This is a genomic window from Paenibacillus sp. FSL P2-0121 (assembly GCF_037975345.1).
GTDB lineage: Bacteria > Bacillota > Bacilli > Paenibacillales > Paenibacillaceae > Paenibacillus_AQ > Paenibacillus_AQ odorifer.
The window spans coordinates 6,050,378-6,073,894 of record NZ_CP150245.1; the positions used below are offsets into that span (position 1 = coordinate 6,050,378).

Annotated in this window: 20 protein-coding genes; 4 read left to right on the plus strand and 16 right to left on the minus strand. The window is 43.2% G+C overall.

What is annotated here, in order from left to right; all coding sequences use genetic code 11:
* Nucleotides 1-315: 315 nt before the first annotated feature.
* The 12 genes from zwf to MKY54_RS26635 form a co-directional block, all read right to left on the minus strand.
* Nucleotides 316-1,866, minus strand: a complete 1,551-nt coding sequence (zwf, locus tag MKY54_RS26580; RefSeq protein ID WP_036685526.1) for a glucose-6-phosphate dehydrogenase — start codon at nucleotides 1,864-1,866, stop codon at nucleotides 316-318.
* A 205-nt stretch (nucleotides 1,867-2,071) separates the two neighbouring features.
* The gene (locus tag MKY54_RS26585; protein ID WP_339188505.1) at nucleotides 2,072-2,887 is read right to left on the minus strand and encodes a YwmB family TATA-box binding protein; all 816 of its coding nucleotides are present in this window, start codon (nucleotides 2,885-2,887) and stop codon (nucleotides 2,072-2,074) included.
* 193 nt (nucleotides 2,888-3,080) lie between these two features.
* The gene (locus MKY54_RS26590; protein ID WP_036685532.1) at nucleotides 3,081-3,734 is read right to left on the minus strand and encodes a response regulator transcription factor; all 654 of its coding nucleotides are present in this window, start codon (nucleotides 3,732-3,734) and stop codon (nucleotides 3,081-3,083) included.
* Between the two features lie 18 nt (nucleotides 3,735-3,752).
* Nucleotides 3,753-4,787: a sensor histidine kinase gene (locus MKY54_RS26595; protein ID WP_076130326.1), complete on the minus strand. Its 1,035-nt coding sequence runs from the start codon at nucleotides 4,785-4,787 to the stop codon at nucleotides 3,753-3,755.
* 31 nt (nucleotides 4,788-4,818) lie between these two features.
* Nucleotides 4,819-5,466, minus strand: a complete 648-nt coding sequence (gene liaF / locus MKY54_RS26600; RefSeq protein ID WP_036685537.1) for a cell wall-active antibiotics response protein LiaF — start codon at nucleotides 5,464-5,466, stop codon at nucleotides 4,819-4,821.
* A gap of 197 nt (nucleotides 5,467-5,663) precedes the next feature.
* On the minus strand, nucleotides 5,664-6,368 hold the full coding sequence (locus MKY54_RS26605) for a PspA/IM30 family protein (protein ID WP_036685540.1): 705 nt from the start codon (nucleotides 6,366-6,368) through the stop codon (nucleotides 5,664-5,666).
* Between the two features lie 3 nt (nucleotides 6,369-6,371).
* On the minus strand, nucleotides 6,372-6,839 hold the full coding sequence (locus MKY54_RS26610; protein WP_076184838.1) for a PspC domain-containing protein: 468 nt from the start codon (nucleotides 6,837-6,839) through the stop codon (nucleotides 6,372-6,374).
* 4 nt (nucleotides 6,840-6,843) lie between these two features.
* The gene (locus MKY54_RS26615; protein WP_036685541.1) at nucleotides 6,844-7,521 is read right to left on the minus strand and encodes a PspA/IM30 family protein; all 678 of its coding nucleotides are present in this window, start codon (nucleotides 7,519-7,521) and stop codon (nucleotides 6,844-6,846) included.
* Between the two features lie 44 nt (nucleotides 7,522-7,565).
* Complete coding sequence (locus MKY54_RS26620; RefSeq protein WP_036685544.1) at nucleotides 7,566-7,871, minus strand: hypothetical protein; 306 nt, start codon at nucleotides 7,869-7,871, stop codon at nucleotides 7,566-7,568.
* A 270-nt stretch (nucleotides 7,872-8,141) separates the two neighbouring features.
* Nucleotides 8,142-10,655 carry an ABC transporter permease gene (locus MKY54_RS26625; protein ID WP_217696589.1) on the minus strand — a complete coding sequence of 838 codons (2,514 nt, stop codon included), beginning with the start codon at nucleotides 10,653-10,655 and terminating at the stop codon, nucleotides 8,142-8,144.
* A gap of 22 nt (nucleotides 10,656-10,677) precedes the next feature.
* Nucleotides 10,678-13,032 carry an ABC transporter permease gene (locus MKY54_RS26630; protein ID WP_248549722.1) on the minus strand — a complete coding sequence of 785 codons (2,355 nt, stop codon included), beginning with the start codon at nucleotides 13,030-13,032 and terminating at the stop codon, nucleotides 10,678-10,680.
* A gap of 158 nt (nucleotides 13,033-13,190) precedes the next feature.
* Nucleotides 13,191-13,856, minus strand: coding sequence for an ABC transporter ATP-binding protein (locus tag MKY54_RS26635; protein ID WP_076130305.1), 666 nt, complete (start codon nucleotides 13,854-13,856; stop codon nucleotides 13,191-13,193).
* Between the two features lie 349 nt (nucleotides 13,857-14,205).
* Between MKY54_RS26635 and MKY54_RS26640 the strand changes: the two genes are divergently transcribed.
* The 4 genes from MKY54_RS26640 (at nucleotide 14,206) to MKY54_RS26655 (ending at nucleotide 19,255) form a co-directional block, all read left to right on the plus strand.
* Nucleotides 14,206-14,889 (plus strand): response regulator transcription factor, encoded by a 684-nt coding sequence (locus tag MKY54_RS26640; RefSeq protein WP_076130304.1) that lies wholly within the window; start codon nucleotides 14,206-14,208, stop codon nucleotides 14,887-14,889.
* Nucleotides 14,886-15,923, plus strand: coding sequence for a HAMP domain-containing sensor histidine kinase (locus MKY54_RS26645; protein ID WP_076130303.1), 1,038 nt, complete (start codon nucleotides 14,886-14,888; stop codon nucleotides 15,921-15,923). Before MKY54_RS26640 ends, MKY54_RS26645 begins: the two co-directional genes overlap by 4 nt.
* Before the next feature lie 102 nt (nucleotides 15,924-16,025).
* A complete protein-coding gene (locus tag MKY54_RS26650; protein WP_076308852.1) occupies nucleotides 16,026-16,724 on the plus strand; it encodes an ABC transporter ATP-binding protein in 699 nt (232 codons plus the stop codon).
* Complete coding sequence (locus MKY54_RS26655) at nucleotides 16,721-19,255, plus strand: ABC transporter permease (RefSeq protein WP_076308851.1); 2,535 nt, start codon at nucleotides 16,721-16,723, stop codon at nucleotides 19,253-19,255. Before MKY54_RS26650 ends, MKY54_RS26655 begins: the two co-directional genes overlap by 4 nt.
* An 88-nt stretch (nucleotides 19,256-19,343) precedes the next feature.
* Here MKY54_RS26655 and MKY54_RS26660 read toward each other — a convergent pair whose 3' ends face one another.
* The 4 genes from MKY54_RS26660 to MKY54_RS26675 all read right to left on the minus strand — a co-directional run bounded on the left by MKY54_RS26660 (nucleotide 19,344) and on the right by MKY54_RS26675 (nucleotide 23,516).
* Entirely contained in the window at nucleotides 19,344-20,174 is an 831-nt protein-coding gene (locus MKY54_RS26660; RefSeq protein WP_076308850.1) for a MetQ/NlpA family ABC transporter substrate-binding protein, read from the minus strand.
* 42 nt (nucleotides 20,175-20,216) lie between these two features.
* Complete coding sequence (locus MKY54_RS26665) at nucleotides 20,217-20,879, minus strand: methionine ABC transporter permease (RefSeq protein ID WP_036685560.1); 663 nt, start codon at nucleotides 20,877-20,879, stop codon at nucleotides 20,217-20,219.
* The gene (locus tag MKY54_RS26670; RefSeq protein WP_081388367.1) at nucleotides 20,872-21,633 is read right to left on the minus strand and encodes an ATP-binding cassette domain-containing protein; all 762 of its coding nucleotides are present in this window, start codon (nucleotides 21,631-21,633) and stop codon (nucleotides 20,872-20,874) included. The genes MKY54_RS26665 and MKY54_RS26670 overlap by 8 nt, the downstream gene beginning before the upstream one ends.
* 485 nt (nucleotides 21,634-22,118) lie before the next feature.
* The gene (locus MKY54_RS26675; protein ID WP_076302375.1) at nucleotides 22,119-23,516 is read right to left on the minus strand and encodes an ADP-ribosylglycohydrolase family protein; all 1,398 of its coding nucleotides are present in this window, start codon (nucleotides 23,514-23,516) and stop codon (nucleotides 22,119-22,121) included.
* Between the last annotated feature and the right edge of the window lies 1 nt (nucleotide 23,517).

Genomic DNA, 23,517 nt, shown 5'->3' on the forward strand with positions numbered 1-23,517 from the left:
ATATCATCGCTCAAGAAAATAGATGTATTTCCTACACTTACTTGAAGTATTAGCATTTTCATTAGCCTTTAGTTGCATTTGATGCAATTAAAAATAAGTTGTGCACGCTTTTCCGCCTTATCCGGTGATTATAGTTGCAGAAAATACATCTAAAAAACTAATCACAACGAGATAAGCGATTTTAATTGTACAAAGTGCAGTTATTAGAACAGTGCCCAGATCCCCTAAATACCGCCTGAAGTCCGATCTTTTAGATCTTAGCATTACAAAAAATCTCCCTGCATCCTCTGCAGGGAGATAGCATTAACTCAAGGTTTAGTTATTCTTCAGCCAAACCACATTATCTTCATCTTGGCCGTTTACAGGCCACCAATGGAAACCTTCTTTAGCAAGCAGTTCATCTGCTTCCACTGGACCCCAAGAGCCAGCAGGATAAGAAGATAAGTCGCTAGACTCTTCGCTCCATGCTTTCGCAATACGATCCACGAATGACCATGCCGAGGATACCTCATCCCAACGAGTGAAATAAGTGGAATCGCCGCGTGCGGCATCATGTAACAAGCGCTCATATGCTTCCGGAGAATTGATTCCAACCAGGCAGCTCTGACAGAAGTCCATAGCCAGCGGTTGAATCTCAGACTCTGAACCTGGTTTCTTGGCATTAATCTTTACATAAATGCCTTCCATTGGGTTCACACGGATTACAAGGAGGTTAGGCTCAAGTTTATGCTTTTGTCCCAAATAAACGTTGGTTGGCATACCTTTGAACTCAACTACCACTTCCGTCGTCTTCACTGGGAGACGTTTACCTGTACGGATGTAGAAAGGAACTCCAGCCCAGCGGAAGTTATCTACAAATACACGGGCAGCAAAATACGTCTCTGTATTCGACTCAGGGTCAACCTTATCTTCCTGACGGTAAGCAGGAAGGGTTTTGCCTTGGTGTAAGCCTTGAATATATTGTGCTCTTACGACATTCTCACGCACCTCATCAGATGTCGCATAAGGACGAAGGGAACGAAGTACCTTCACTTTCTCATCCCGAATATCTTCTGCGAGCAGACGGCTTGGTGGTTCCATAGCAATCATAGTCAGCAGTTGCAGTATATGATTCTGGCCCATGTCCCGTAAGGCTCCCGCATGGTCATAGTAACCACCGCGTTCTTCTACACCTACGGTTTCGCCAAGTGTAATTTGAATATTGGCAATATGTTTATTATTCCAGAGCGGTTCGAAAAAAGCATTAGCAAAACGAATCACTTCGATATTCTGTACCATTTCTTTACCAAGATAGTGGTCAATCCGGTAAATTTCCTCTTCTTTGAAGACCTGACGAATCTGTTCGTTCAGCTGTTCAGCCGACTCCAGATTATAACCAAAAGGCTTCTCAATTACGAGGCGATTCCAACCCGTACTATCCAGCATCCCGCCAGCTTTAAGATTGAAGGAGACACTGCCGAACAATTCAGGCGCCAGCGCAAGATAGAACATCCGATTGCCCGGAATACTGAATTTCTCTTCAAGAACTTCAGTTTGTGCTCTTAACTCGCGGAAACCATCAATATTGTTAATGTCCAGAGATTTGTATTCGAAATGCTGAACAAACTCATTCCATTCGCTTTCTTCTCCCGCTTTGTAACGGCAGAATTCAAGGATGGATTCCTTCACATCACTTCTAAATTCTTCCTGAGTACGCGGGCGCCGCGCCACGCCAATTACCGCAAAATCTTGTGCCAGCTTACCTTCACGGTACAAGCTGTAAATCGCCGGGAAAAGCTTACGCCGGGCTAAGTCTCCGGTTGCCCCAAAGATAAAAAAGACAGCACCGGGTGTGTGCAGTGCATCAAGGGTTTGATTTTCAGCCATGGCTCCTCATCTTTCTGTATGTAATATAGTTTATTGACATGCTCAGCGTCGGTACTAACATAAGGTGAATAACGACGTTATGTCATTTTAGCATATTCCTAAAAAGGATGCTATCACATTCCTGACAAATACTCTCGGGATTTCGCAAATTTCAATTAATATTTCTTATTATTAACTATATCTGCGCTTATATAAGAGAAAAATGTCAATATTCGATGGTTATTAAAGGAAAGCCTATAGTTACGCGGTTTGTCCCCTTCTGATCTTCATGATGCACTGCGATTTGGGCAGAAACTGACTGATTTCCACTCATCACGAAGCGATTCAAATTAGGAATCGAATACGTACGGCTAACCGTTGAGATATCCTTGTAGCTTTCTCCTCCGGTCACAGCTTCAAACCGGTCATGCATCAATGACTCCGTCTGTGCTAGAACTTTTTCAGGTGCTCCCTGTTCTTGCGCGCTTCCTTGAAGGGATACATTCCATTCCACCTTAATTTTATTCTGTTCAAGAATCATACTTACTTCACGAGCAGCCGCTTGAAAGCTGGCTTCATTTTGCAGATCAGCCGCTTCTAACGTTACAATCACATAACTGTTGCCTTCGCTAAGCTCACTCCAAAATAAGGAGAGCCGCGATTCATATGGTTTTACAGCTTCTGTACGATACGTCATATGTCCATCTTCCTCAGTACCTGACGGTACATTCAATCCGAGACTTGTGCTTAGCTTAGCAACTTCGGCAGACAGATCCGCGTAATTGCTGCTTTCTCCCTGCCACTTTAACACTAAACGCAGCGGTGAATCAGAAACGGTTGTTTCTTTTCCGAGATCAATTAAGCTCACAAGAGCATGATTCAGTTCGGCTCCTGTTGAAGCTTGGTTATCGCCCTCATCAAGAACGGGTGAATTCGCTTTAACACTTTGCAGATTAACTAGCAGAGCCGCAGCGCAGCACACGATTATCATTATAAAAAAAGTCCCTTTTTTTGTTCCGTTGTTCAGCTTCATCTTCCGCATATGTCATTCTCCCTTCGAACCTCTCTAGCAATCTACTAGACAGTATGTTCGAATTAGGAGATTCTATACCTGAAATATCCCCACCAAGTGAGGGTTTATACTTCGATGCGTACTCAAGTACTTTGCGGGAGCCCCAAAACACACTTTCTTGTACAATAAAAAGGACTGAAGCAGAGGCTTCAGTCCTTTATTGTTATTCAGCTAGTCCATTTTTATATGCATAAATTGCTGCTTGGGTCCGGTCTTCCACGCCCAGCTTCGCGAGAATATTCGTCACATGAAATTTCACAGTTTTGATTCCAATAATTAGTTGATCGGCAATATCCTGATTGGATTTACCTTGCGCCAACAGACGTAATACTTCCATCTCGCGCTCCGTAAGCTCTTTATAAGCAGGTGATTCTCCTTTTGCATTGTTTCTAAAACGGTTCATCATTTTAGAGGCCACCTGTGACTCAAGCACGGACTGTCCTCTTGCCGCAGCGCGGATCGCATCCGCCACTTCACTAGCCCGCGAAGTCTTCAGCAGGTAACTAAAGGCGCCCGCTTCAATAACAGGATACATCTTTTCATCGTCCAAATAGCTTGTAAGAACAATAACTTTGATCTCTGGGTACTGCTTCATCAGCTGTTTAGTCGTTTCTATGCCATCCATCCCATCCATTACGAGATCCATTAAGACCACATCGGGATTGTACTCCTGAGCCAGCCGAATGCCTTCTTCTCCACTTCCAGCTTCACCTACGACCTCAATTCCATCCTCGGTACCTAAAACAGCTGCTAGTCCGATCCGTACCATTTCATGATCATCTACGAGTAGTACTTTAATTGCTTCCTCCATCTCCATGGTTACTCTTTCCTCCTATTATTCATTGACTAACGGAACGGTAATTTCAATACGCATTCCTTTACCCGGAGCGGTGATGAACTGAATGGAGCCTCCGATTTCATTAATCCGCTCCTGCATGTTCGACAAACCATAGGAAGCTTGTTTGGTGTCGTCCATCTCAAAGCCGATCCCATCATCACGCAACGTCAAGCGAACTGTATCTCCCCGTCTATGCAGCCGGATTTCCATTTTTTCTGCCTTCGCATGACGAAGTGTATTAGAAATCGCCTCTTGGACGATACGGAACAAGTGATTCTCTACCCCTTTTAACAGCTGCACATCAGGGTCCATTTCAAATACAATTTCGATTGGAACCTTGATCTTAAGCTCCTTGATCAATTCCTGCAGACCTTGTTCGAGGCCCTTTCCTTCCAAATAAACAGGTCTTAAATGCAGCAGCAATGCCCTCATCTCCGATTGGGCAACGGCAGACATTTCTTCTATAAGCGCAATTTGCCGCTGGGCTTTATCGAAATCTTTCTCCAAGGTCCGGCCCACCGCCGTGGCAGTCATGGAGATTGCAAATAGCTGCTGGGAAACAGCGTCGTGCAGTTCACGCGCAAGCCGCTGCCGTTCCTCCATAATAGCAGATACCCGCGCCTGCTCCGCAAGCTTCGCGTTATTCGTGGACAACCGCTGCAGCGTCGTCACTTGATTCTCCCATTTGCCGCTAATCCGGCCAAGCTGTTCTCCGAGCCTTCCCAGCTCATCATCACCTAGATCCGGCATGGACAGCGTCAAATTCCCCTTTTCCCATAATACGAGGGTCTGCCTAAGACGTTCCAACTGCCGCTTCACACGAAAGCTCTGATAAAAGCCATAACCAATCCCAAAGCCCATAGGCAGAAGAATTAGAGTGACCGCTGTCCGCACGCCAAATTTCCAGCTTTCAAAAGGCTTCAAATAGCCATATGTATACATGACATACATTATCACAAGCAGCATGACCAAAGAGAACAGAGCCCCCTCACCCATGCTGCGTGATATCATGTTTTTGTTCTTTTTTTCCATGCGGGGGACTCTCCCTTCTCTATCAAGCTTTTCAGGATAATCGTACATCTAGATCTCCCATTAAATAAGAAACACTAAATTTCACTTTGTATTCACTGCTGTCATAATTAGCTGATTTCCAATTCAGACGGTTCAACATCCCTGTATCTCGCTGGTTGCCGAATTCAATGGACCCAAAGAGCACAAAAGCTTCAATTTCCACGCCGTAATCATCGGACAGGTTAATGTCCATATCGCCAAAAATCCCTTGAAACAGCATGACCGTTTCCTTATGATCCGCCATAGCTAATGAAAGATCCACATCGGCCTCACCCAGTACATGCCAAGAGCTAAGGCTGTGCATCACCCAAGGTGAGCGGTCCCAGTCAAATCTGGATGAAAAGTTCTGCTTCTGCATAAACCCTTCCTTACGCTGTACTCTTTTGGATTTGGTAAAAAACATCCCAAGTGAGATTAAACAAATCCCCAGCACGAGCACCAAATGGTCCAGCAAAAGCAATACAGCACCTATCCCGAGCAGTTTATAGCCCTGCTTTACTTTGCCTGATGTCGTACGGTAGACTCCCAGCAGCAGGAACAGAAGCGCGACAATGGAGAAAAAGCCGAGCCATCTACCAAAAATCATCATGCAGCCAACAGCAATCAGTCCGATGGCAATCAAACGGTTTCGTTTATCCATTTCGCACCTCCTAAAAGTTTTGCGAAGCAAAACTCATTTTATACTATCGGTTAGATATCCGTCACTATGATGAGGAATATTATCACCGTTAAATATTATAGCTAGCCGCTATAAAAGCCATATCGGTATGGAGATCCATACCGTATGGCTTCTTCTTGTCCAGCATATCATATCCGTCCAAGTTTTAGGAACAGGATTTATTGTTCTTTTTTGTTTAGAGAAGGAGCCGCGGGTGTATCATTCAGCTTGTTTTTCAGTAGTGCCAATTGCTCATCCACTTTCAGTTGCTTCTCAACATCAACGGGTTTGCTATAAGCAGCGGATGGGCTGTAAGGTGCACGCATTACATCTGCTTCAGCCTCAAGCTGCATAATTTTCTCTTCCATCCGGTGGAATCCGAGTGATGCACTGCCACTTTCAATGGAATGTACGCTGCTGATTTGCGACATTTGTTTTTTAGCTTTAGCCATTTGAGCACGGGATACAAGCTCGTTACGTTTGTTGCGCAGCTTGTAGAACTCATCCTTCATGTCATGCAGTTGTTGCACTAATTCCTTAGCGTGTACTTCAGCTTGTGCGTGAAGATCACTGTACTCCACTTGCTTTTGGTCAAAGTAGATTTTTTCTTCCAACAGCTTGCGAGTTACTTCTTCTTGGCCATTTTTCAGTGCCAGTTCAGCTTGTGATCCACGTTGTGCAGACATTTTTGCTGCTTCTTCCACACGTTGCTTCATACGGCGTTCGTTAGCCATTTGTTTAGCAACTGTTACTTCTGCTTCGTGAATTTCAGCCTCCATATCGCGCAGATATTGGTTAAGCATTACGATTGGGTCCTCTACCTTATCCAACAAGTCATTTACCGACGCTTTTGTCATATCTTTAATTCTTTGAAATACTCCCATGATTTACAATTCCCCTTTCTCATATTTAGACAGTTTTTGTTTGAGTTCTTCTACTTCTTTTTGCAAAGCCTTCTTCTCAATATCCTTCATCATCGCATCCAAACCGGAGTCCGGTGCGGAATAAGCGTTGTTCTTCTCAAAATTAGGATTGTAATTTGGCTGGCGTCCATAAGGTCCATATCCGCCAGTAGCTTGTGGTCCGTGTCCATGTTCCGGTCTGCCTGAGTAGGGTCCGCCGAATGGGCCACCCGGTGCCCCAGGCCCTGGTCCAAATGGATTATAATGCGTCGGTTCCTTAGGAATGACCATTGCTGCAATGAAGTATACCGGAATCACCGCACCACCTGTAAACGGAATGCTGACCAGTAATAGAATCCGGAATAACGTGGAATCAATACCGAGTGTCTCAGATAATCCACCTGCAAGACCCGTCATCACTTTATCTCTTGTTGAACGATACAATCGACTCATAGCGCTACTCCTTTCCACCATTGTTCAGTTTTTCCTTTAGGCGAGCCATTTCTCTTTCGAGTACGGTCGCTACGGTCTCACCCGCTTGCACCGCATATTCCTGTCCCATGCGCCGCAAATCACGCAAGCTCTTTGCTTCTAATTCCCAATCCGACATCTGATCTTCCAGACGTCCGAACATTTTGGGAACATCACCACCATTGCCATAAGCACTGGCTCTTTGATTCATCCGTTGCTGCAATCGCAGCGACTCCATTCGTGCCGAATAATACTGACGTTTGCTGTACACCGTTTGATACTCTATTTTCAGCTCATTCAGCTGTGCTTCAAGTTCAAACAAGGATTGCTTGCTCTGTTCTAGCAGCCCGCTATATTGCTCCAGTTTTTCCTCGTGAATGATCTTTTCTTGTAAAGCCAGCTTCGCGAGATGATCCTCGCCTGCTTTCAGTGCCAACAACGCCTGCTCTTCACGTTTGTTTCTCATGGCAGTTGCTTGGTTCACTTGCTGCTGCAATTGCTTCGTGTGGGAAGCATATTGCTGGTACAGCCTTTCAGCTTCACTGATTTCCTCACGGGTTGAATGTAGAAATTGATCAATTAGTTTCACGGGATCTTGGCTTTGCTCCAGACGTTCGTTTAGATTAGCTACAGTAATATCCCTCATGCGACGAAAAACACTCATGATCTCCTGCTCCCTCCCTGCTTCTTGTTTAAGTACATTGCTTCTTAATAAGTACCATTGTTACTTCTGCCCTTTAATGCTGATACGCCCCAGACGATCAACGCCACTCCTAGAAGTGGTCCAATGATCCAGGAAAGCTTCGCGATCAGGGACATCACACCAATGAACATCAGTACCCAACCAATAATCTTGCGTCCGCTCTTAATCCCGTAGTACCCGAGAACAACCAGCAATACCGGGAAAAGTAATCTGAACATTCCGTGGATCAGAGGAAGCGCAATGCCGAGCAGCATAACCGCACCAATCACAATCAGTACAACCGCTAATCCGTTTCCTTGTCTTCTTTGCATTTTTTCTCACCGCCTTTCGTTGTCCTTAACCTTATAGCCTTATTCTAGGGTAAATCGCAGACTTTCAAAACAGACCAACGACGGTTTTTCGTACTGGACCTTAGTCGAGGTAGCTGTACGACTACAGACCACTGTTGGGCTAGTTGTAGCTCATAACCAACCTTTGCACATATAAATGGGAATGCTACCCATCAAAAATTAAAAGGACACCACCCTATATAGGTGATGCCCTTTTGAACTTTCCTTTAGGGTTAACTATGCGGCTCTTTATCAAAAAACCTCGCTCCGTAATCTTTCAATAATAGTCTTCTTAGATATGCTATGGTAACACAAAACGGGTACTACAATAGAGATCAGCATAAAGGGGATTATACTAAGTAAAATAGGGGTTAATGTAAAAGTCCAAGTAAAATAATCAAGTTCTGCTCCCATTGCGGGTACTAGGGTAGTATTTGCCAAGCTTCCTAGCACAATCGAAAACATCAGCCCTAGGAAGGCATACCCGCCCCCCTCAAAGATAAGCATTTCTTTTACCTGCTTATCCGTCATGGCTATTGATTGCAGCATGGCAATTTCTCGTTTTCTGGTTAAAATAGAAGTTTGCATGGAATTTATGAAATTCAGAATCCCAATAACACCTAGCAGAATACAAAATGCACCTCCTACCACCTCATACATAAAGATTAAACTACGAAAGGTTTCTCTAGAAGTATTCTTCGAATAGAAATCCAATCCGGTATCCGTATGTAAGCAATAGTCCTCCAGCCATTTTTCTGTCTGAGTTAAATGTTCATCATCTACGTTAAAGATTGTATACATTGGCAGCATAGAATCTGCATGGGCAAGCAGTTCATCCGAAGGCAACAAATACTCTAATCCTATATCATAATATGCCACTGAGTGAATAGCTCCCGGAAAATCAACAATGGCAAGCACTTCATATTCCTTTTCCTTTCCGTTTCCAAAACTCACTTTAACTTTATCTCCCGGATGATAAATGCTGCTTGTACCATCTAGGAATTTCTTACAGTTAGTAACATAGATTCCCTCTCCGTTCTCCCAGCGTTTTTGATCCAAAGCTCCTTCCTTTACTTGAATCATCTGTGCCGGCCACTCACTGAAACCAAATGTATTCACTATTGATCTCCGTTTCACCATTTCCTGAGAACTCAGAAATTCCTCTTGGTCCTTTTCATTCATCAATCCGACTTCTCTTTTCAGCGCAGACATTGCCTGATCACTTAAATTTTGTGTTAAAGGGAGTACATAAACATTACCGCTATTTTCAAGCCCGTCCAATGACTCTACTTGTTTTATGAACTCATTGCTTACACCGGAAGTATCAAATGGAGGCGAATTATTTATGATAGAAGTATCAGCAACCGTAAAGTCCGAAACAGACTGAAACTCAATGAACTTATTAAAATCAAAAGAATGCACAAGACCATAAGTACTATTAAGAATAACCAAACTAAGTGTAAAAGAAAGCGTGACGATGATCACTTTTCGGGGGTTCCTCTTTAAATTAGCCATTGCTAGACGAACGGATGTTATTGGTTGAGCTTTTTTCTTTTTTCTTCTTAGTTCTCCCGCCTGTTTTCCTTCAACATAACTTAGAGCTTCTATTGGAGAAACCCTTGATGCAACCTTTGCTGGCCCTAAGCAACTTAATAACACTGTGCAGAGGCTGAATATAGCGGCAATAGCAAAAATAAGCGGGTGTACACTTGTTACGACGCGCATATCTTCACCAAAAATATCGATAATAGCCGGAACAAGAAAACGACCGATCGTCCAACCTATCACTAGTCCAAAAGGAATACCGATACAAGCAAGATATATTGCCTTATAACGAACCATTCTTTTGATTTGTTTTGAAGTTGTCCCAATGACTTTTAATAATCCATAAGATTTAATTTCTTGTGCAATTGAAATATAGAATATATTGTAGATTAACAAATATCCAGCTAAGAAAATCACTGTGATTACAAGGAAACCTAGAAGTATATTTTGAGGTTCAGATCCTAGAATATCATAAGAAGCGTTAACAGTTATTTGACCATCAAAATCACTTCTGCTGGCAAGTTGTTCAGATTTCGTTTCAATATCCCACGTATTCGAAAACCAAAATTGACTGTTGATATAGCCTGAGTACACATTGGGACGGTTGTTCCATGGTTCAGTTGCCACAGGAGCTATTAAATCTGCATATTCACGAGAAAGCCAAATATTTTGACGCCAAGAGAGCGGATTTCCATCCCAAATTCCACAAACGGTAAAGGTATCTGTTATTGTTTTTTCATCTGTTTTGAAGGTTAACGAAATAGATTGACCTAATGTATGGGGAAGACCCAGCGCATCCAATACCAAGGTGCTTACACTTATGTCTTTCTTTTGCTGTGGCATGTTTCCAAGCTGTGGTAAGCTATACGCCCATTTTGCATACTTTTCCTCACCATACCTCACTTCTGTAGGTAACTTAGAAAAGGCAGCCCCCTGTGCATCACCGATAAGAACCGAATAGGAGATGTCCTTAATCATTAAATCTGAAGAGACTCTTTTATACTCAGGCATAGACATTTGATGAAATCCACCATGAGCATTGCTCCCCGCGATTCTCATCTTGTTGTCTTTCATTGACTCTAACAAACTCCCTGCAATAGTAAATACACTGGTGAACATAATCGCAGCCAAGGCTATTGCCAGAATAGCAAAATAATTTTTGCTAGATTTAAGAGAGCGCTTTGCCAATTTTTTCATAGTTTTTCCACTATTGTGTTTCAAAGTTCCCACCTCCCTTACATTATTATTCCGCTTGTCTTAGCTGTTCAATAACACTTGAACGGGAAATAGATTTGTACAACAAACCAGGAATTATAGAACAGATCAACAAGACAACCCCCGAATATATGATTAAAGAGGTAACCGGATATCTAAACACTCCATAGCCTATATATTCATGCAATATATTAAAGACCAGATAACTAATGCCACTACCCACTATTAATGTAAGAACAAAAGCAATTAGAGCAAACCATATTCCTTCAAAGGTGATCAGCCATTTAATCTGCTTCTTCGTCGCGCCAATAGATGCTAGAACAGCAAACTCCTGTTTTCTGGATACAATGCTTACTAATATAGTGTTAATAAAATTCAAAACACCGATGCTGCTTAAAATGATAATGATAACAATAGAAAGATTGGAAAAAGACTGCTTTAAGTCAGCAAACGCTTTTGCCTGTTCAATTTTTGAGGTGCGTGAAATGCTGCTGTCTCCGCTTGTAAGGAGTTTGACCTCATTCAACACATCCTGTTCTTTTCCTTTTTGCGCATTAATCTTAATAGAGTAAATCACAGCATCAGAATGATATTTGTTGATAACATTATTTGACACAATTAGCCATGGAGCAGCACCACTATTCATAGCATCACGTTCAAACGTCATTTGACCGCCAATTTTCACCTTATAGCTCTTGTTGTTGTCAATTACCGTAAAGGGTATCTGTACACCTATTGGAATGCCATTCCCATTAATATCAGTTACCAATGCTATCTTCCCTTTGGAAAAGTCGCTTAAATTAATCGGGTTCTTAGCAGTACGGTTATACTCCTCCAGTTTTTTATCATCAATGCCGATCAATAAACCCCAAAAGTTAGTTTTAGGATCTTCCTCATAATGTTTTTTATCTCTGAGTTCCTCATTCACACCTGCACGAAATTCATTGTAATTTCGCAGCCACTCACCATGAGTACTATCTGAATAATGCTGGAAAATAGATACTACCGTCGTTCGTTCGAGTTCACGGATCCCGTTTACTGCGGAAATTTGCGACAACAACTCAGGAGTAAAGTGCTGCTCCTCTGTTGGATTAAAACTGGCTCTGGTCATTTGGTTATACATAGCAATGTCGTATTTAACCTCTGCATTGATGTATTCCTCCGCACTGAAGGATTTTAGAAATGTGGAAAGCACCACAAGTGCAGTGCTGCCTAAGAAGAGCGTTAACACAACAAAAAGCAATCTTTTTTTACTACGGAGTATATTTTTTAACGACATATACGGTATTTTCGCGCCATGTCTACCTCTTGAATTTTGTTTTCCGGATTGTGTATCAGTATGTTTCGACGCTTCAATCGGAGAAATTCTCCCTGCCTTCTTTGCAGGTGCTCTATAGCTTAAAAATAGAGTTAACGCTGAGAAAAATAGGGCCAAGAGCAACACCCATAAGTTGACTTGCCTATCTATGGATGAGAAACCCTCATACGAAGATAAGGCAAGCGGCACTACGTAAAATGAAAGCCCCCATCCCAACAGCATCCCCACAGGCAGGGCAAAAAAGGCTACTTTAGCAACACTGTAATAGACAATTTGCTTGATTTGCGCACTAGTCATTCCCAGCATTTTCAGCAGCCCATAAAATCGTACGTCTCGAGTAATAGAGATATACGCAACGTTGAAAATAATAAGGTATCCATCAAACATAAAAAACAAAACCATTATTACTGCAACCAGTGAATCCTTGACATTCATATTCAATTTACCGTCATATGAAGGAATCAACTGCTGATTTCCATCCAAATCAATGGAGGCTCGAATCTGCTCGATTTTATCGTGATAATGTCTGGTATCTTTAAATAATAACCCTACAAGATTCGGCACTTCCTGCGGATGTTCTCTTAAAAATGTTTCTGAAAAAAAGACAATTCGATTGTTTTCAGAATTGATATTTACCGTGTCCTCATAGAATCCAGACAGAGTAAAGGGAAGGCTCTGAACCTCTGCGTCGCCGTTTTTTGAAATATCACTGATAGCAACAGACAATGAAACCTCCATTCCAGTCTGCGGCTTTGAGTATCCCAACCTATTCAACAGCCATGTTGACATCATGATTTCATTGCCTTTAGCAGGATAGGTACCCTGCATATTATCTACAAGTGATCCGCTATATTCCTCCCAATTTGTAGAACTGATCATCTGTATATCAATCCCAGCCTGTCCCTTATTATTGACAAGTGATCCCATTTTGGTTTGAATATTCATTTCAGGCTTTAAAATATCAAATTTACTTAATAAATCTAATTGATTCTGTGTTGGACGACTCAAAATAACATTAGCACTTGTCCCGGTTTCTTTCATTTCTTGATGTTTAGATAATTTCAAGTAACTGTAAAATGTGCTGCAAGCTGCTGTAATCAGAATGGTCGTAAGAATGATGGCGCATGCCAATATAATATTTCTGGTTTTGTTTGCCTTATAGTATCTCTGAAATAATTTTCGGATGACGGATGAAGAATGATTTCTATACATTTTTTCCCTCTCTAATCCACGATTTTCCCATCCTCCATACGGAGAATCCGATCAGCACGCAAGGAAATTTCGTTGTTATGTGTAATCATAATGATTGTTTGATTTAGTTGGTGACTAGTCATTTCCAGCAGCTTGATTACCTCTTCACTTGTTTGACTATCCAAATTTCCAGTGGGCTCATCGGCAAGGATAATAGCGGGCTTCATCGCTAAAGCCCTTGCAATTGCTACACGCTGTTGTTGGCCCCCAGACAAATTGTTGGGTAAATTATTCAGCTTCTCCTTCAGTCCTAACATCCTTACAATGATGTTCACATACTCCTTATCCACCTTGTTTCCATCAAGTTCAATCGGCAGAACGATATTCTCGTAGACATTAAGTATCGGCATTAGATTATAATTTTGAAAAATGAACCCGATATTTTTACGTCTAAAAATCGTAAGCTGATCACTGTTCATCTTTGACAGTTCTTTCCCATTCACTTCTACGGTGCCAGAGGTAGGATTATCAAGGCCCCCGAGCATATGCAGTAGCGTAGACTTACCGCTGCCGGAAGTCCCAACGATAGCCACAAATTCACCTTGCTCCACACTCATTGTTATGCCATCCAACGCTTTGACAGGGTTTGGTTCACTACCGTAATACTTTCTCAAGTCGTTAGCTTTTAATATACTCATGCACAACCCCTCTATTTCTTTAGAATATCTGATTCTTCATGTGTCATACCGTCGTGAAATTTCTTGCAATACCAATAACTAGAATAAATAGTGTGTGCTTCGACATTTTTTTCCAAGATCCACTTTATTCCATTAATTTACTATTTTATATAAAAAAATTCGTTTACAATGTTTTTTTTGAGGACTATACTAACTATTTGTTCTAGAAAATTACATTTAATATACAATAAAACATTTTTAAAGATTATAAAGAAAAGTCCACTTTCAACTGTCTACTAAATAAAAATCTCGCTTTCGAATAAATCCCGAGAATGTATAATGATCAAATAAGAAACAAAGGAGAATTACTATGAACATACTGATCGTTGAGGACGACCGTAGTTTAAATAAAGGGATCGCTCTCACTCTTTCTCAAAACAATGTCATGATCCATCAAGCCTACGATATTGCCGCGGCGGAGCATATTTTCGCAGTTAACCCTATTGATCTCATCATTCTGGACATCAATCTGCCAGACGGCAGTGGACTGGATTATTGCGAGCAACTTCGCAAGACCTCACGCGTACCCATTATTTTCCTAACCGCCAATGATATGGAGTCCGACATTATCACCGGTTTTGCATTGGGGGGCGATGACTATATCACTAAACCATTCAGCCTAATGGTGCTTCGCGCCAGAGTAATGGCAGTGCTCAGAAGAACGGAATCACTAGGGACTGGAAAAATAACATTGGGTCCCTTAGAACTCGATTTTGAGAAACTGGAGTACAGCAAAAATAAACAATCGCTCCAGCTGAGCAAAACTGAGCAAAAACTGCTGCGGCTGCTGGTGACGAATACGGGCAATATTTTGACCCGAGAACAGCTGATAGACAAGATCTGGAGCAAGGATGCCGAATTTGTGGATGAAAACGCATTGACAGTAGCCATCAAACGGCTGCGTGCTAAACTTGAGGATGACCCGGCAGCACCCAAATATATCAAGACCATTTACGGACTTGGATACATGTGGACTGAAGGGCAAAAACCATGAAAACCAATAGCCCACCTGCTAATTTCAAGCAAATTCATAGGCTCTTTTTACTGATCATCCTTATACTAGTAGCCTGTTTTATCGGCAGTATAATGTTTCTGTACGGGTTCGACCCCACTCTGCTCCAACTGACTTCTCTATTTATCATCTGTATATTAGCGACAGGAGCCGTATGGGTCTGGTTATGGAACCGCCAGATCGCAATCTATATACAGACCTTGGACACTGCGATTGAACGGGCTATACATGACCTGCCGCCACTCACTAACTATGAAGAAACCGCTCTGTCTTCGATGGAACATAAACTAAAGCGGTATATAGGGATGGCTAAGGCGAATGAACGAAATATCCAAACAGAGAAAAACAAAATAAAAGAGCTGATCTCGGATATCTCCCATCAAACCAAGACCCCCCTCTCTAATATCATGGTATTCAGTCAGTTGCTCGAAGAGATGCCCGGACTAAATGAGAATGTCCGGCACTACATACAGCATATTAAAGCGCAGTCAGATAAGTTGGATTGGCTGATTCAGTCTCTAATCAAATTATCACGTTTGGAAACAGGAATGATCTCCCTACAGCAGATTGAGGCGAAACCGCTCATACAAACTCTGACGCAGGCTTTATCCCAGATTTATGCACAAGCGGAAAACAAACAAATTACGATCAATATTGACTGCGGGACACACATCTTAGCCTGCCACGATGTCAAATGGACAAGTGAAGCACTATTCAACCTGCTCGAGAATGCTGTGAAGTACACACCGCATAACGGACAAATTTCCGTTCTTGCTGAAAGCAACGAGATGTTCACCTGTCTCCACCTTACCGATACTGGACTTGGAATCCCCAGCGAAGAAATCCCTCACATCTTTAAGCGGTTTTACCGAGGAAAGCAAGCGCGTGAATTCGAGGGGGTCGGCATCGGGTTGTTTTTGTCCAGAGAGATTATCACGGCGCAAGGCGGCCATATCAACGTCATTTCTGAAACTGGAAAAGGTACAACTTTCTCTGTTTACCTGCCCCAGCGCTGAAATAGAATGTGTCATTATGGTCAGAATTCAGACACTCTCCTGTCAGATTGATTTGCTACCCTTAAATCATGGACAAACAGATCTCATTGGAGGGGAAGAGTTATGCCGATTCTACAGACTGAAAATTTAAAAAAACACTATGGAAAGGTTGGCTCAAGCGTTAAGGCTTTGGACGGTATATCACTGTCAGTGGATAAAGGGGAGTTTGTCGCCATTGTCGGCACTAGCGGCAGCGGCAAAAGCACTCTTCTTCATATGCTTGGCGGATTAGATCGGGCAACAGAGGGCAAGGTTTACGTGGACGGGAACGATATTTTTGCGATGAGTGATGAGAAGCTGACCATTTTTCGGCGCAGATCGGTGGGGTTTGTTTTTCAGAATTACAATTTGGTACCCATACTAAATGTGCGGGAGAATATTGTGCTGCCCATTGAACTGGACGGTGGCAAAATTGACGAAACTTATCTTGATCTAATCATCCGCACTTTAGGCTTGCAGGAAAAGATGAATACTCTACCTTCTAATCTGTCTGGCGGACAGCAGCAACGGGTGGCAATAGCCAGAGCATTGGCGACCAAACCTTCAATCATCTTAGCAGATGAACCTACAGGTAATCTGGACAGCAAAACAAGCCAAGAAGTGCTGATTTTACTTAAACAGATGAGTGAAAAATTCAACCAAACCATTGTGATGATCACACACAATGAACAAATTGCTCAAACTGCTGACCGTATTATCCGTATTGAAGATGGCGTCATTTTCACTGGCTCACTCCGTAGCTCCGGAGTGAGCCAGCCATGATCAGCACGAATAACCATAAGACCATTGCTACTTTAGCCAAAAAAAGCCTCAAAGCCAACCGTGCTCGCAATTTCACTATCATCTGTGCCATCGTACTGACTACGCTTTTGATCACCAGCGTGTTTACCTTGGCGCTCAGTATTAACAAATCGATGCAACGCGCACAAATGCAGACTACCGGCAGCGATTATCATGGAAGCTTCAAATATCTGAATCCTGCCGAGTTGGAGAAGCTGAAGAATCAACCATCCATCAAAGAGTATGGCGTCTTCCTTAAGGTTGGCGATATAAGCACCAGTCTGTTCAAGAATCACCGGGTAGAGGTCCTTCGAATTGACGAGAATTATGCCAAACACGGTTTTATCAACTTTATAGCCGGCGGACTGCCCTCCCAAGAGAATGAAATCGTCCTAAATACTTGGGCGCTTGACTTGCTAGGAGCAAAACATGAGTTAGGCCAGACTGTGAAGCTGGATATAGACATTGGTGAAAAAGTCATAAGCCAAGACTTTAAGCTCTCCGGATATTACGAAACCGATCAAAATTTGGCGATGTCAGGATTGGCTTTTGTATCCGAAGCATTTACACAGAAGAACATTTCCCATATTGACCCGGACATCTCTGAGGCAACGGGTTCTTATGTGAACACCGCAGGTCTAGGGGTGATGTTTAATAATTCTTATAATATTGAACAGAAGGTACAAAAGATTTTGACGGACACCGGCCTGGATGTACCTTATGGTGTCAATCCGGCTTATACAAGTGTTTCTCTCTCCGATAATCTACTGAATATCATTCCTTATGCAGTTGTCATTCTTATCACCATGCTGAGCGGCTATTTACTAATCTACAATATCTTTTTTATTTCCGTCGTGCGGGATGTCAAATTTTACGGGCTGCTAAAGACCATCGGTACCACACCCCGACAACTGAAAAAGATCATCTCCATTCAGGCCCGGTCACTTTATCTCGTCGCATTGCCTTTTGGATTGGGGTTCGGGTATCTGCTAGGTCTGCTGATTCTCCCTATGGCCTCCTCATTTTTAAACGGTTCTACTGATAATGTCTATTCTGCTAGCCCGTGGATATTTATTGGTGCAGCAGCATTCTCGTTTATGACAGTATGGATCGCCGCAAGCAAACCGGGCCGAATGGCTTCGCGAACCTCGCCGGTAGAGGCTGTAAAATTTGCCGGAGTCAGCAGCGGTGGAAAACGGAATGCCAAAAAATCAAAACATGGCGCAAAACTTCACAACATGGCGTTCTCCAACCTGTTCAGAAGCAAAAAGAAGCTGATCCTGATGCTCTCTTCACTCTCCTTGAGTATCATCTTGTTCAGTACCATTTTTACAGTAATTTCCTCACTGGATGTGAATAAATATCTGCGTGCCTTTATCTCCGGTGATTTTGTGGTTCAGAATGAAGTGCTAGTCAGTATTACAGGACCTCGAGACGGTGATCCATATAAGCTTTCAGAGGAATTCGCCAACAATCTAAGTAAAATTGACGGTGTAGAAACTGTTGATAAGGTTTACCACAGATATGTTCCATCTCCTGTCGATGATGCTGTCCGGGCTATTTTGGAGCCAATGGCAGCTGCTGACCCACATCCTTATCTTCTCTCCACTTTAGATAAGGGGGGGATGGTCTACAATCATTTATATGGATTAGATCCGGGCTGGTATGATCTTGTGGACAAGGATATTATTGAAGGGGAGTTTAACAGGCAGAAGTTTGCTTCAGGAAAATATGCGGTCATATCTGAGGCCATGTTTATAGAAGAAGATAGCTACCGCACCTATTATCATCCTGGAGATACAGTCACTTTCGAGAAGTCGGATAAATCTTATGAAGTGATGGCAGTAGTAAAACATGATGCAGTATATGCTGCCACAACAAAATCTTACTCTATGTTAGGTTACAACATCTTCCTCCCTGCTTCGGAGCTGCAGAAGGAAATGCCGAAGGGTACAGATCCAGCCAATATCGTTTCAGCCACACTACATGTCGATCCGACTAAGCTGGACCAGGTAGAACAAGTGGTCAAAGCTTTAACAGATTCAACTGATGAATTAACTTTAAAATCAAGGGAGGATTACAAGGATGAGCTCGGTGGATTCATTCGCATTTTTCAAACCGTCGGGTATGGGCTTAGCCTGGTCATTGCTCTAATCGGGGTGCTGAATTATATCAACACTGTACTCACCGGGGTAGTCTCCCGCCGGAATGAACTTGCCATGCTGGAGAGTATTGGCATGACCAAAAAGCAGCTAAAACGTATGCTGATCCTTGAAGGATTCTACACCGTTTTGCTAACCGTCCTCATAACCTCAACATTAGGTGTATTGCTGACCTATAACCTTTCCAAAAACATCACGGAAAATATGGCCTTTATGGTATTTCAGATGAGTTGGCTGCCGTTTATCCTCACCGTTCCTATTTTGTTAATTCTCGCTTACACAGTGACACTGAGAGCCTATAAAACGTTATCCCAAGCATCCATTGTGGAACGGCTGAGAGAAGCCGAGTAATGTAAGACACACCTAAATACTCCTATTACAAAAAGGGCAGCCCGGTAAATATCGCCGGGCTGCCCTTTTTTATAGATCCATATTCAGCTTATTTAAACGCAGGCAACGCAATATCCGCGTAATTATCCTCAAGGAACTTTTTCACTTCAGGACCGCTGATCCGTTTAGCCAGCTTTTGAATGGCGTCAGAGTCCTTGTTATCTTCACGTGCCACCAAAGTAATTGTGAATTCGGAATCTTCGCCTTCCGTAATCAGTGCATCTTTCTTCGGTGTCAATCCTAGTGGGCTCGCATAAGCCGGAGTCATGGCTACCAGATCGCCATCATCAAGCATACGGGCCAGCATTAGGAGATCGACTTCTTCAAACTTGAATTTTTTTGGATTTTCAGTAATGTCTGCTTGTGTGGCTTGAATGCCTACGCCTTCTTTTAGCTTAATAAGATCAGCTGCAGCGAACATTTGCAATGAACGGCCGATGTTAGATGGATCATTAGCCATTACAAGCGTAGCCCCTTCAGGAAGATCAGCTATAGTCTTATAACGTTTGGAGTATCCGCCATAAATAGCGTCATAAACAGGCTGTACCTCTACCAGATTAGAGCCTTTGCTTTCATTATATTGCTTCATATAAGGAACGTGTTGGAAAAAGTTAGCGTCTACTTCTTTATTAGCCAACGCCTCATTAGGCTGCACATTATCAGAGAGAACAACGATCTCCAGATCAATGCCATCTTCCTTCAGGAGCGGCTTCACAATATCCAGAATTTCTGTCATAGGTGGGATCAGTGTAGCGATCTTTAATTTGGTTAACTCATCATTACTACCTTTTGCAGTATTGTTCTCGGCTGCTTTATTAGAGCCACAACCCGCTACGACCAATACCATTAATGTAAGCACAAGTATCATTGATTTTTTCATTAGTACTACTAACCCCCAGTTTATATATTGAACTATTTTGTATTACCGCTTATCCAACAGCCTTGCGATAGTCCCCCCGGTGAACTGAACCAATTGGACTAATACAATCATCACTAGAATGGCATAGATCATCACTTCCGTCTCAAAACGCTGATAACCATAACGGATAGCGAAATCACCAACCCCTCCCCCACCAACAACTCCCATCACGGTCGAGAAGGAGATAAAGCTAATTGTAGAAGTAGTAAGTCCAAGGACTAGACCCGAACGAGCTTCCACATACAGAAATTTAAAGATCAAGCCCAGCTTCGAGGCTCCCATCGATAATGCTGCTTCAATGACCCCTTTAGGAACCTCCAGCAACGACTGCTCCACTAACCGAGCATAATAGGCAATAGCGATTATAGATAATGGAACCGCTGCTGCAATCGTACCAATGGCGGTCCCGACCAGGAAACGAGTGACTGGAATTAGCGCAACGACCAGCAGCAGGAACGGAAAAGAGCGGATAATATTAACGATACTGTTGAGCACCAGAGACAACGTTGTATTCTCATAAAGCTGCCCTTTTCGGAAAAAAAACAACAAGGTACCCAGTGGAAGCCCCAGCAGCACGGCCGCTCCAACAGAAATACCAACCATCACAAAGGTTTCACCAATCGAATCCCACATCTGTGCCTGATATTGAAGTACACTATCAAACATGATCTTCCCCCGCTTTACCAAGAATCTGATCGCGGTATGTCCCGGTAGTGGCTGCCGCTGGACGGAATTCACCGTCTTCACGAGAGAACGAATCTACAATGCGCCCTTTTTCCATCACCGATACATGAGTACATATGCTTTTGACAACATCCATCTCATGCGTAACAATGACAACCGTTACTCCAAGACTTGAATTCACATGCTTCAGCACGTTCAAGATATCTGTAGTGGTTCCAGGGTCCAGGGAGGACGTTGGCTCGTCACACAGTAATATTCCCGGACTGTTCGCTAGCGCGCGGGCAATCGCAACACGCTGACGTTGTCCTCCGCTGAGCTGTGCCGGATATTGTTTTGCCTTATCTGCCAGTCCAACAAAATCCAGACACTCCTTCACACGCTTCATTCGTTCATGCTTTGGGACATCTGCCAGCTCCAGCGGGATCGAAACATTCCGCTCTACAGTGACGTTATAAACAAGATTAAATTGTTGAAAGATCATTCCAATCTTTTGCCTTGCTTTACGCAGTGCTTTACTAGGCATTTCGGTCAGGTTGTGGCCATCTACGGTAACCGTTCCCTCATCCGGCTGTTCCAGAAGATTCATCAGTCGCAGCAGCGTAGATTTCCCCGCACCACTCTCACCAATGATCCCATGAATGGATCCCTGCTTTACCTCCAGCGATACCTCATCTACAGCCTGATAGATGCCTTCCTTCAGCTTGTACCCTTTACTTACCCGACTCAGCGACAGTATTAGAAGCTCCCCCTTCCTTTCCCTTATATAATGAACCTCCATCAAGTGAGACATTGTATTACAATTTTCTAAAATCTGTTTTATTAAAAATCTCCTTAAATAATAAGACATTTCTTCTGCTGTGTCATCATTTTTCTTTAAATGATATACCAGGAAGGTTGATGAAAACCTAAAACCCCTTTATACCGGGCTCTTTTTACACATTTATTAATAAAATAAAAAGGGTTAGCAAAGATAATCCTTCCCTCTTGAAATCATGATTCTCCTATTGCCCCACCACTAAACGCTCCACTGTTAATATAGCCATATTTGGTTTTTTTAAGTGTATGAAATGCAGTTAAAGCTACATTTGGTTCGTTGGAGTGTGATTAAAGACCTGCTGTTACACAAAAAAAGATGTCTAAGCCAATAGCTTAAGACATCCCATAATTCATATAGTAATCCCTGAATCCCTGATCTATCGAGTCCCATACTCGCTAAATCTTTTATGCCTTTTCGCCAAGCTCTCTGCGAATCTTCAAGAACACTTGGTAGCTGCGTTCCGCACATTCCGAAATCGCTATCGGATGAAATCCGGGCAGATCGGCATATAACGTATCGTGAAGCGGTTCGATCCATGAAGCCGGCAACTTACTTGCTCCAAGCTTCGCTCCCATAATTGAGCCCACAGTAGCCCCGTTACAGTCTGTATCCATTCCACCATATACGGAAGTGACAACTGTTTTTTCAAAGTCATTCCCGCCATAAACAAGCGACGCAGCTACAAGAGCAGCATTATTATTTGTATGGACTGCATCATAGTGGCTAAAAGTATCCCAAATGTTACGAACCAACTCCCGCTCACTTTTGGCCTTCTGCGCAATATCTATCCCCCGCAAAACATCACTGGCCAAACGACTGGTACGCGGAATCTCACTAAGGCCTATCTCTAGGATCCGTTCATTATCCTTCTCTGCAAAAGCTGCCGATATCATCGCCGCATTCAACATCTCACCGTAGATACCATTTTTCACATGTGAAAATGAAGCGTCGCGCCAGCCTAGTTCTGCCGCAAGCTCAGGATAACCTGCTGCGCCATAAGCCAGTCCATCTGCGCGTATAGCGGCACCAATCCACTCGCGGTAAGGGTTTAAGTGCATCCGCACTCTTTCCTGCCGCACCAGCCAATCCGCAGGCTTCTCGCCATGCAGATGAGAGGTCTCCTGCGCAAAATTCATATATGACTGTGTCTCCGCCGTGCACACCTGACTATATGTTAAATGTGTATGCCACAGCTTTCCGATATCCCAAGAATCCCAGTTCAGACCCTTCTGCTCCAGCAGCATAAGACCCAGGACAGTGTAGCGAATATCGTCATCGCTTTCCATATACTTGATCGTCTCGCGGGTACTCGCATATGTCCATTCACTTAAGCCAAGACCATATTCAGCCTCTGCCCGTGAATGCCCAGGCGTATAGCCAGTAATTGGCCAGGCGTCCGCACCCTGAAACCATAGCTCAATATTCTCCCAGCCCGAACGGCCATCTTTCCCATAGAGATAGTCCCAATACTCCAGCGGTTTCCCGAGTGCGCAGCCGACACTTCTACCGAGCCAGGCTCCATAGAACTTATCTCTCCATTCTGCCTCGCTCCAGTCCGCCTCAAGCTTACGTGGACCTTCTGGACGTAGTTGACGAATCTCCTCCAGAGAGGATGGCTCTTGATACGGAAAATCCTCACTAATCGTAAGCTCCATTAGCTCATTGTATACCTGCATCAGCTTGAGCTCATCGGCACCAGCAGCCGCTAGCTTATCCGCGAACCCATCAATCTCGCAACCTTCTTCTCCACGCTGAGCAATTTCAAACTGCACGGTCTCTTGAAGTCTCTCCCATCCTGCCATA

Excerpts from the sequence above, each read along its gene's own strand:
- zwf (WP_036685526.1), bottom strand. The coding sequence starts at position 1,866 with ATGGCTGAAAATCAAACCCTTGATGCACTGCACACACCCGGTGCTGTC.
- MKY54_RS26585 (WP_339188505.1), bottom strand. The coding sequence starts at position 2,887 with ATGCGGAAGATGAAGCTGAACAACGGAACAAAAAAAGGGACTTTTTTT.
- MKY54_RS26590 (WP_036685532.1), bottom strand. The coding sequence starts at position 3,734 with ATGGAGATGGAGGAAGCAATTAAAGTACTACTCGTAGATGATCATGAA.
- MKY54_RS26595 (WP_076130326.1), bottom strand. The coding sequence starts at position 4,787 with ATGGAAAAAAAGAACAAAAACATGATATCACGCAGCATGGGTGAGGGG.
- liaF (WP_036685537.1), bottom strand. The coding sequence starts at position 5,466 with ATGGATAAACGAAACCGTTTGATTGCCATCGGACTGATTGCTGTTGGC.
- MKY54_RS26605 (WP_036685540.1), bottom strand. The coding sequence starts at position 6,368 with ATGGGAGTATTTCAAAGAATTAAAGATATGACAAAAGCGTCGGTAAAT.
- MKY54_RS26610 (WP_076184838.1), bottom strand. The coding sequence starts at position 6,839 with ATGAGTCGATTGTATCGTTCAACAAGAGATAAAGTGATGACGGGTCTT.
- MKY54_RS26615 (WP_036685541.1), bottom strand. The coding sequence starts at position 7,521 with ATGAGTGTTTTTCGTCGCATGAGGGATATTACTGTAGCTAATCTAAAC.
- MKY54_RS26620 (WP_036685544.1), bottom strand. The coding sequence starts at position 7,871 with ATGCAAAGAAGACAAGGAAACGGATTAGCGGTTGTACTGATTGTGATT.
- MKY54_RS26635 (WP_076130305.1), bottom strand. The coding sequence starts at position 13,856 with ATGAGTATATTAAAAGCTAACGACTTGAGAAAGTATTACGGTAGTGAA.
- MKY54_RS26640 (WP_076130304.1), top strand. The coding sequence starts at position 14,206 with ATGAACATACTGATCGTTGAGGACGACCGTAGTTTAAATAAAGGGATC.
- MKY54_RS26645 (WP_076130303.1), top strand. The coding sequence starts at position 14,886 with ATGAAAACCAATAGCCCACCTGCTAATTTCAAGCAAATTCATAGGCTC.
- MKY54_RS26650 (WP_076308852.1), top strand. The coding sequence starts at position 16,026 with ATGCCGATTCTACAGACTGAAAATTTAAAAAAACACTATGGAAAGGTT.
- MKY54_RS26655 (WP_076308851.1), top strand. The coding sequence starts at position 16,721 with ATGATCAGCACGAATAACCATAAGACCATTGCTACTTTAGCCAAAAAA.
- MKY54_RS26660 (WP_076308850.1), bottom strand. The coding sequence starts at position 20,174 with ATGAAAAAATCAATGATACTTGTGCTTACATTAATGGTATTGGTCGTA.
- MKY54_RS26665 (WP_036685560.1), bottom strand. The coding sequence starts at position 20,879 with ATGTTTGATAGTGTACTTCAATATCAGGCACAGATGTGGGATTCGATT.
- MKY54_RS26675 (WP_076302375.1), bottom strand. The coding sequence starts at position 23,516 with ATGGCAGGATGGGAGAGACTTCAAGAGACCGTGCAGTTTGAAATTGCT.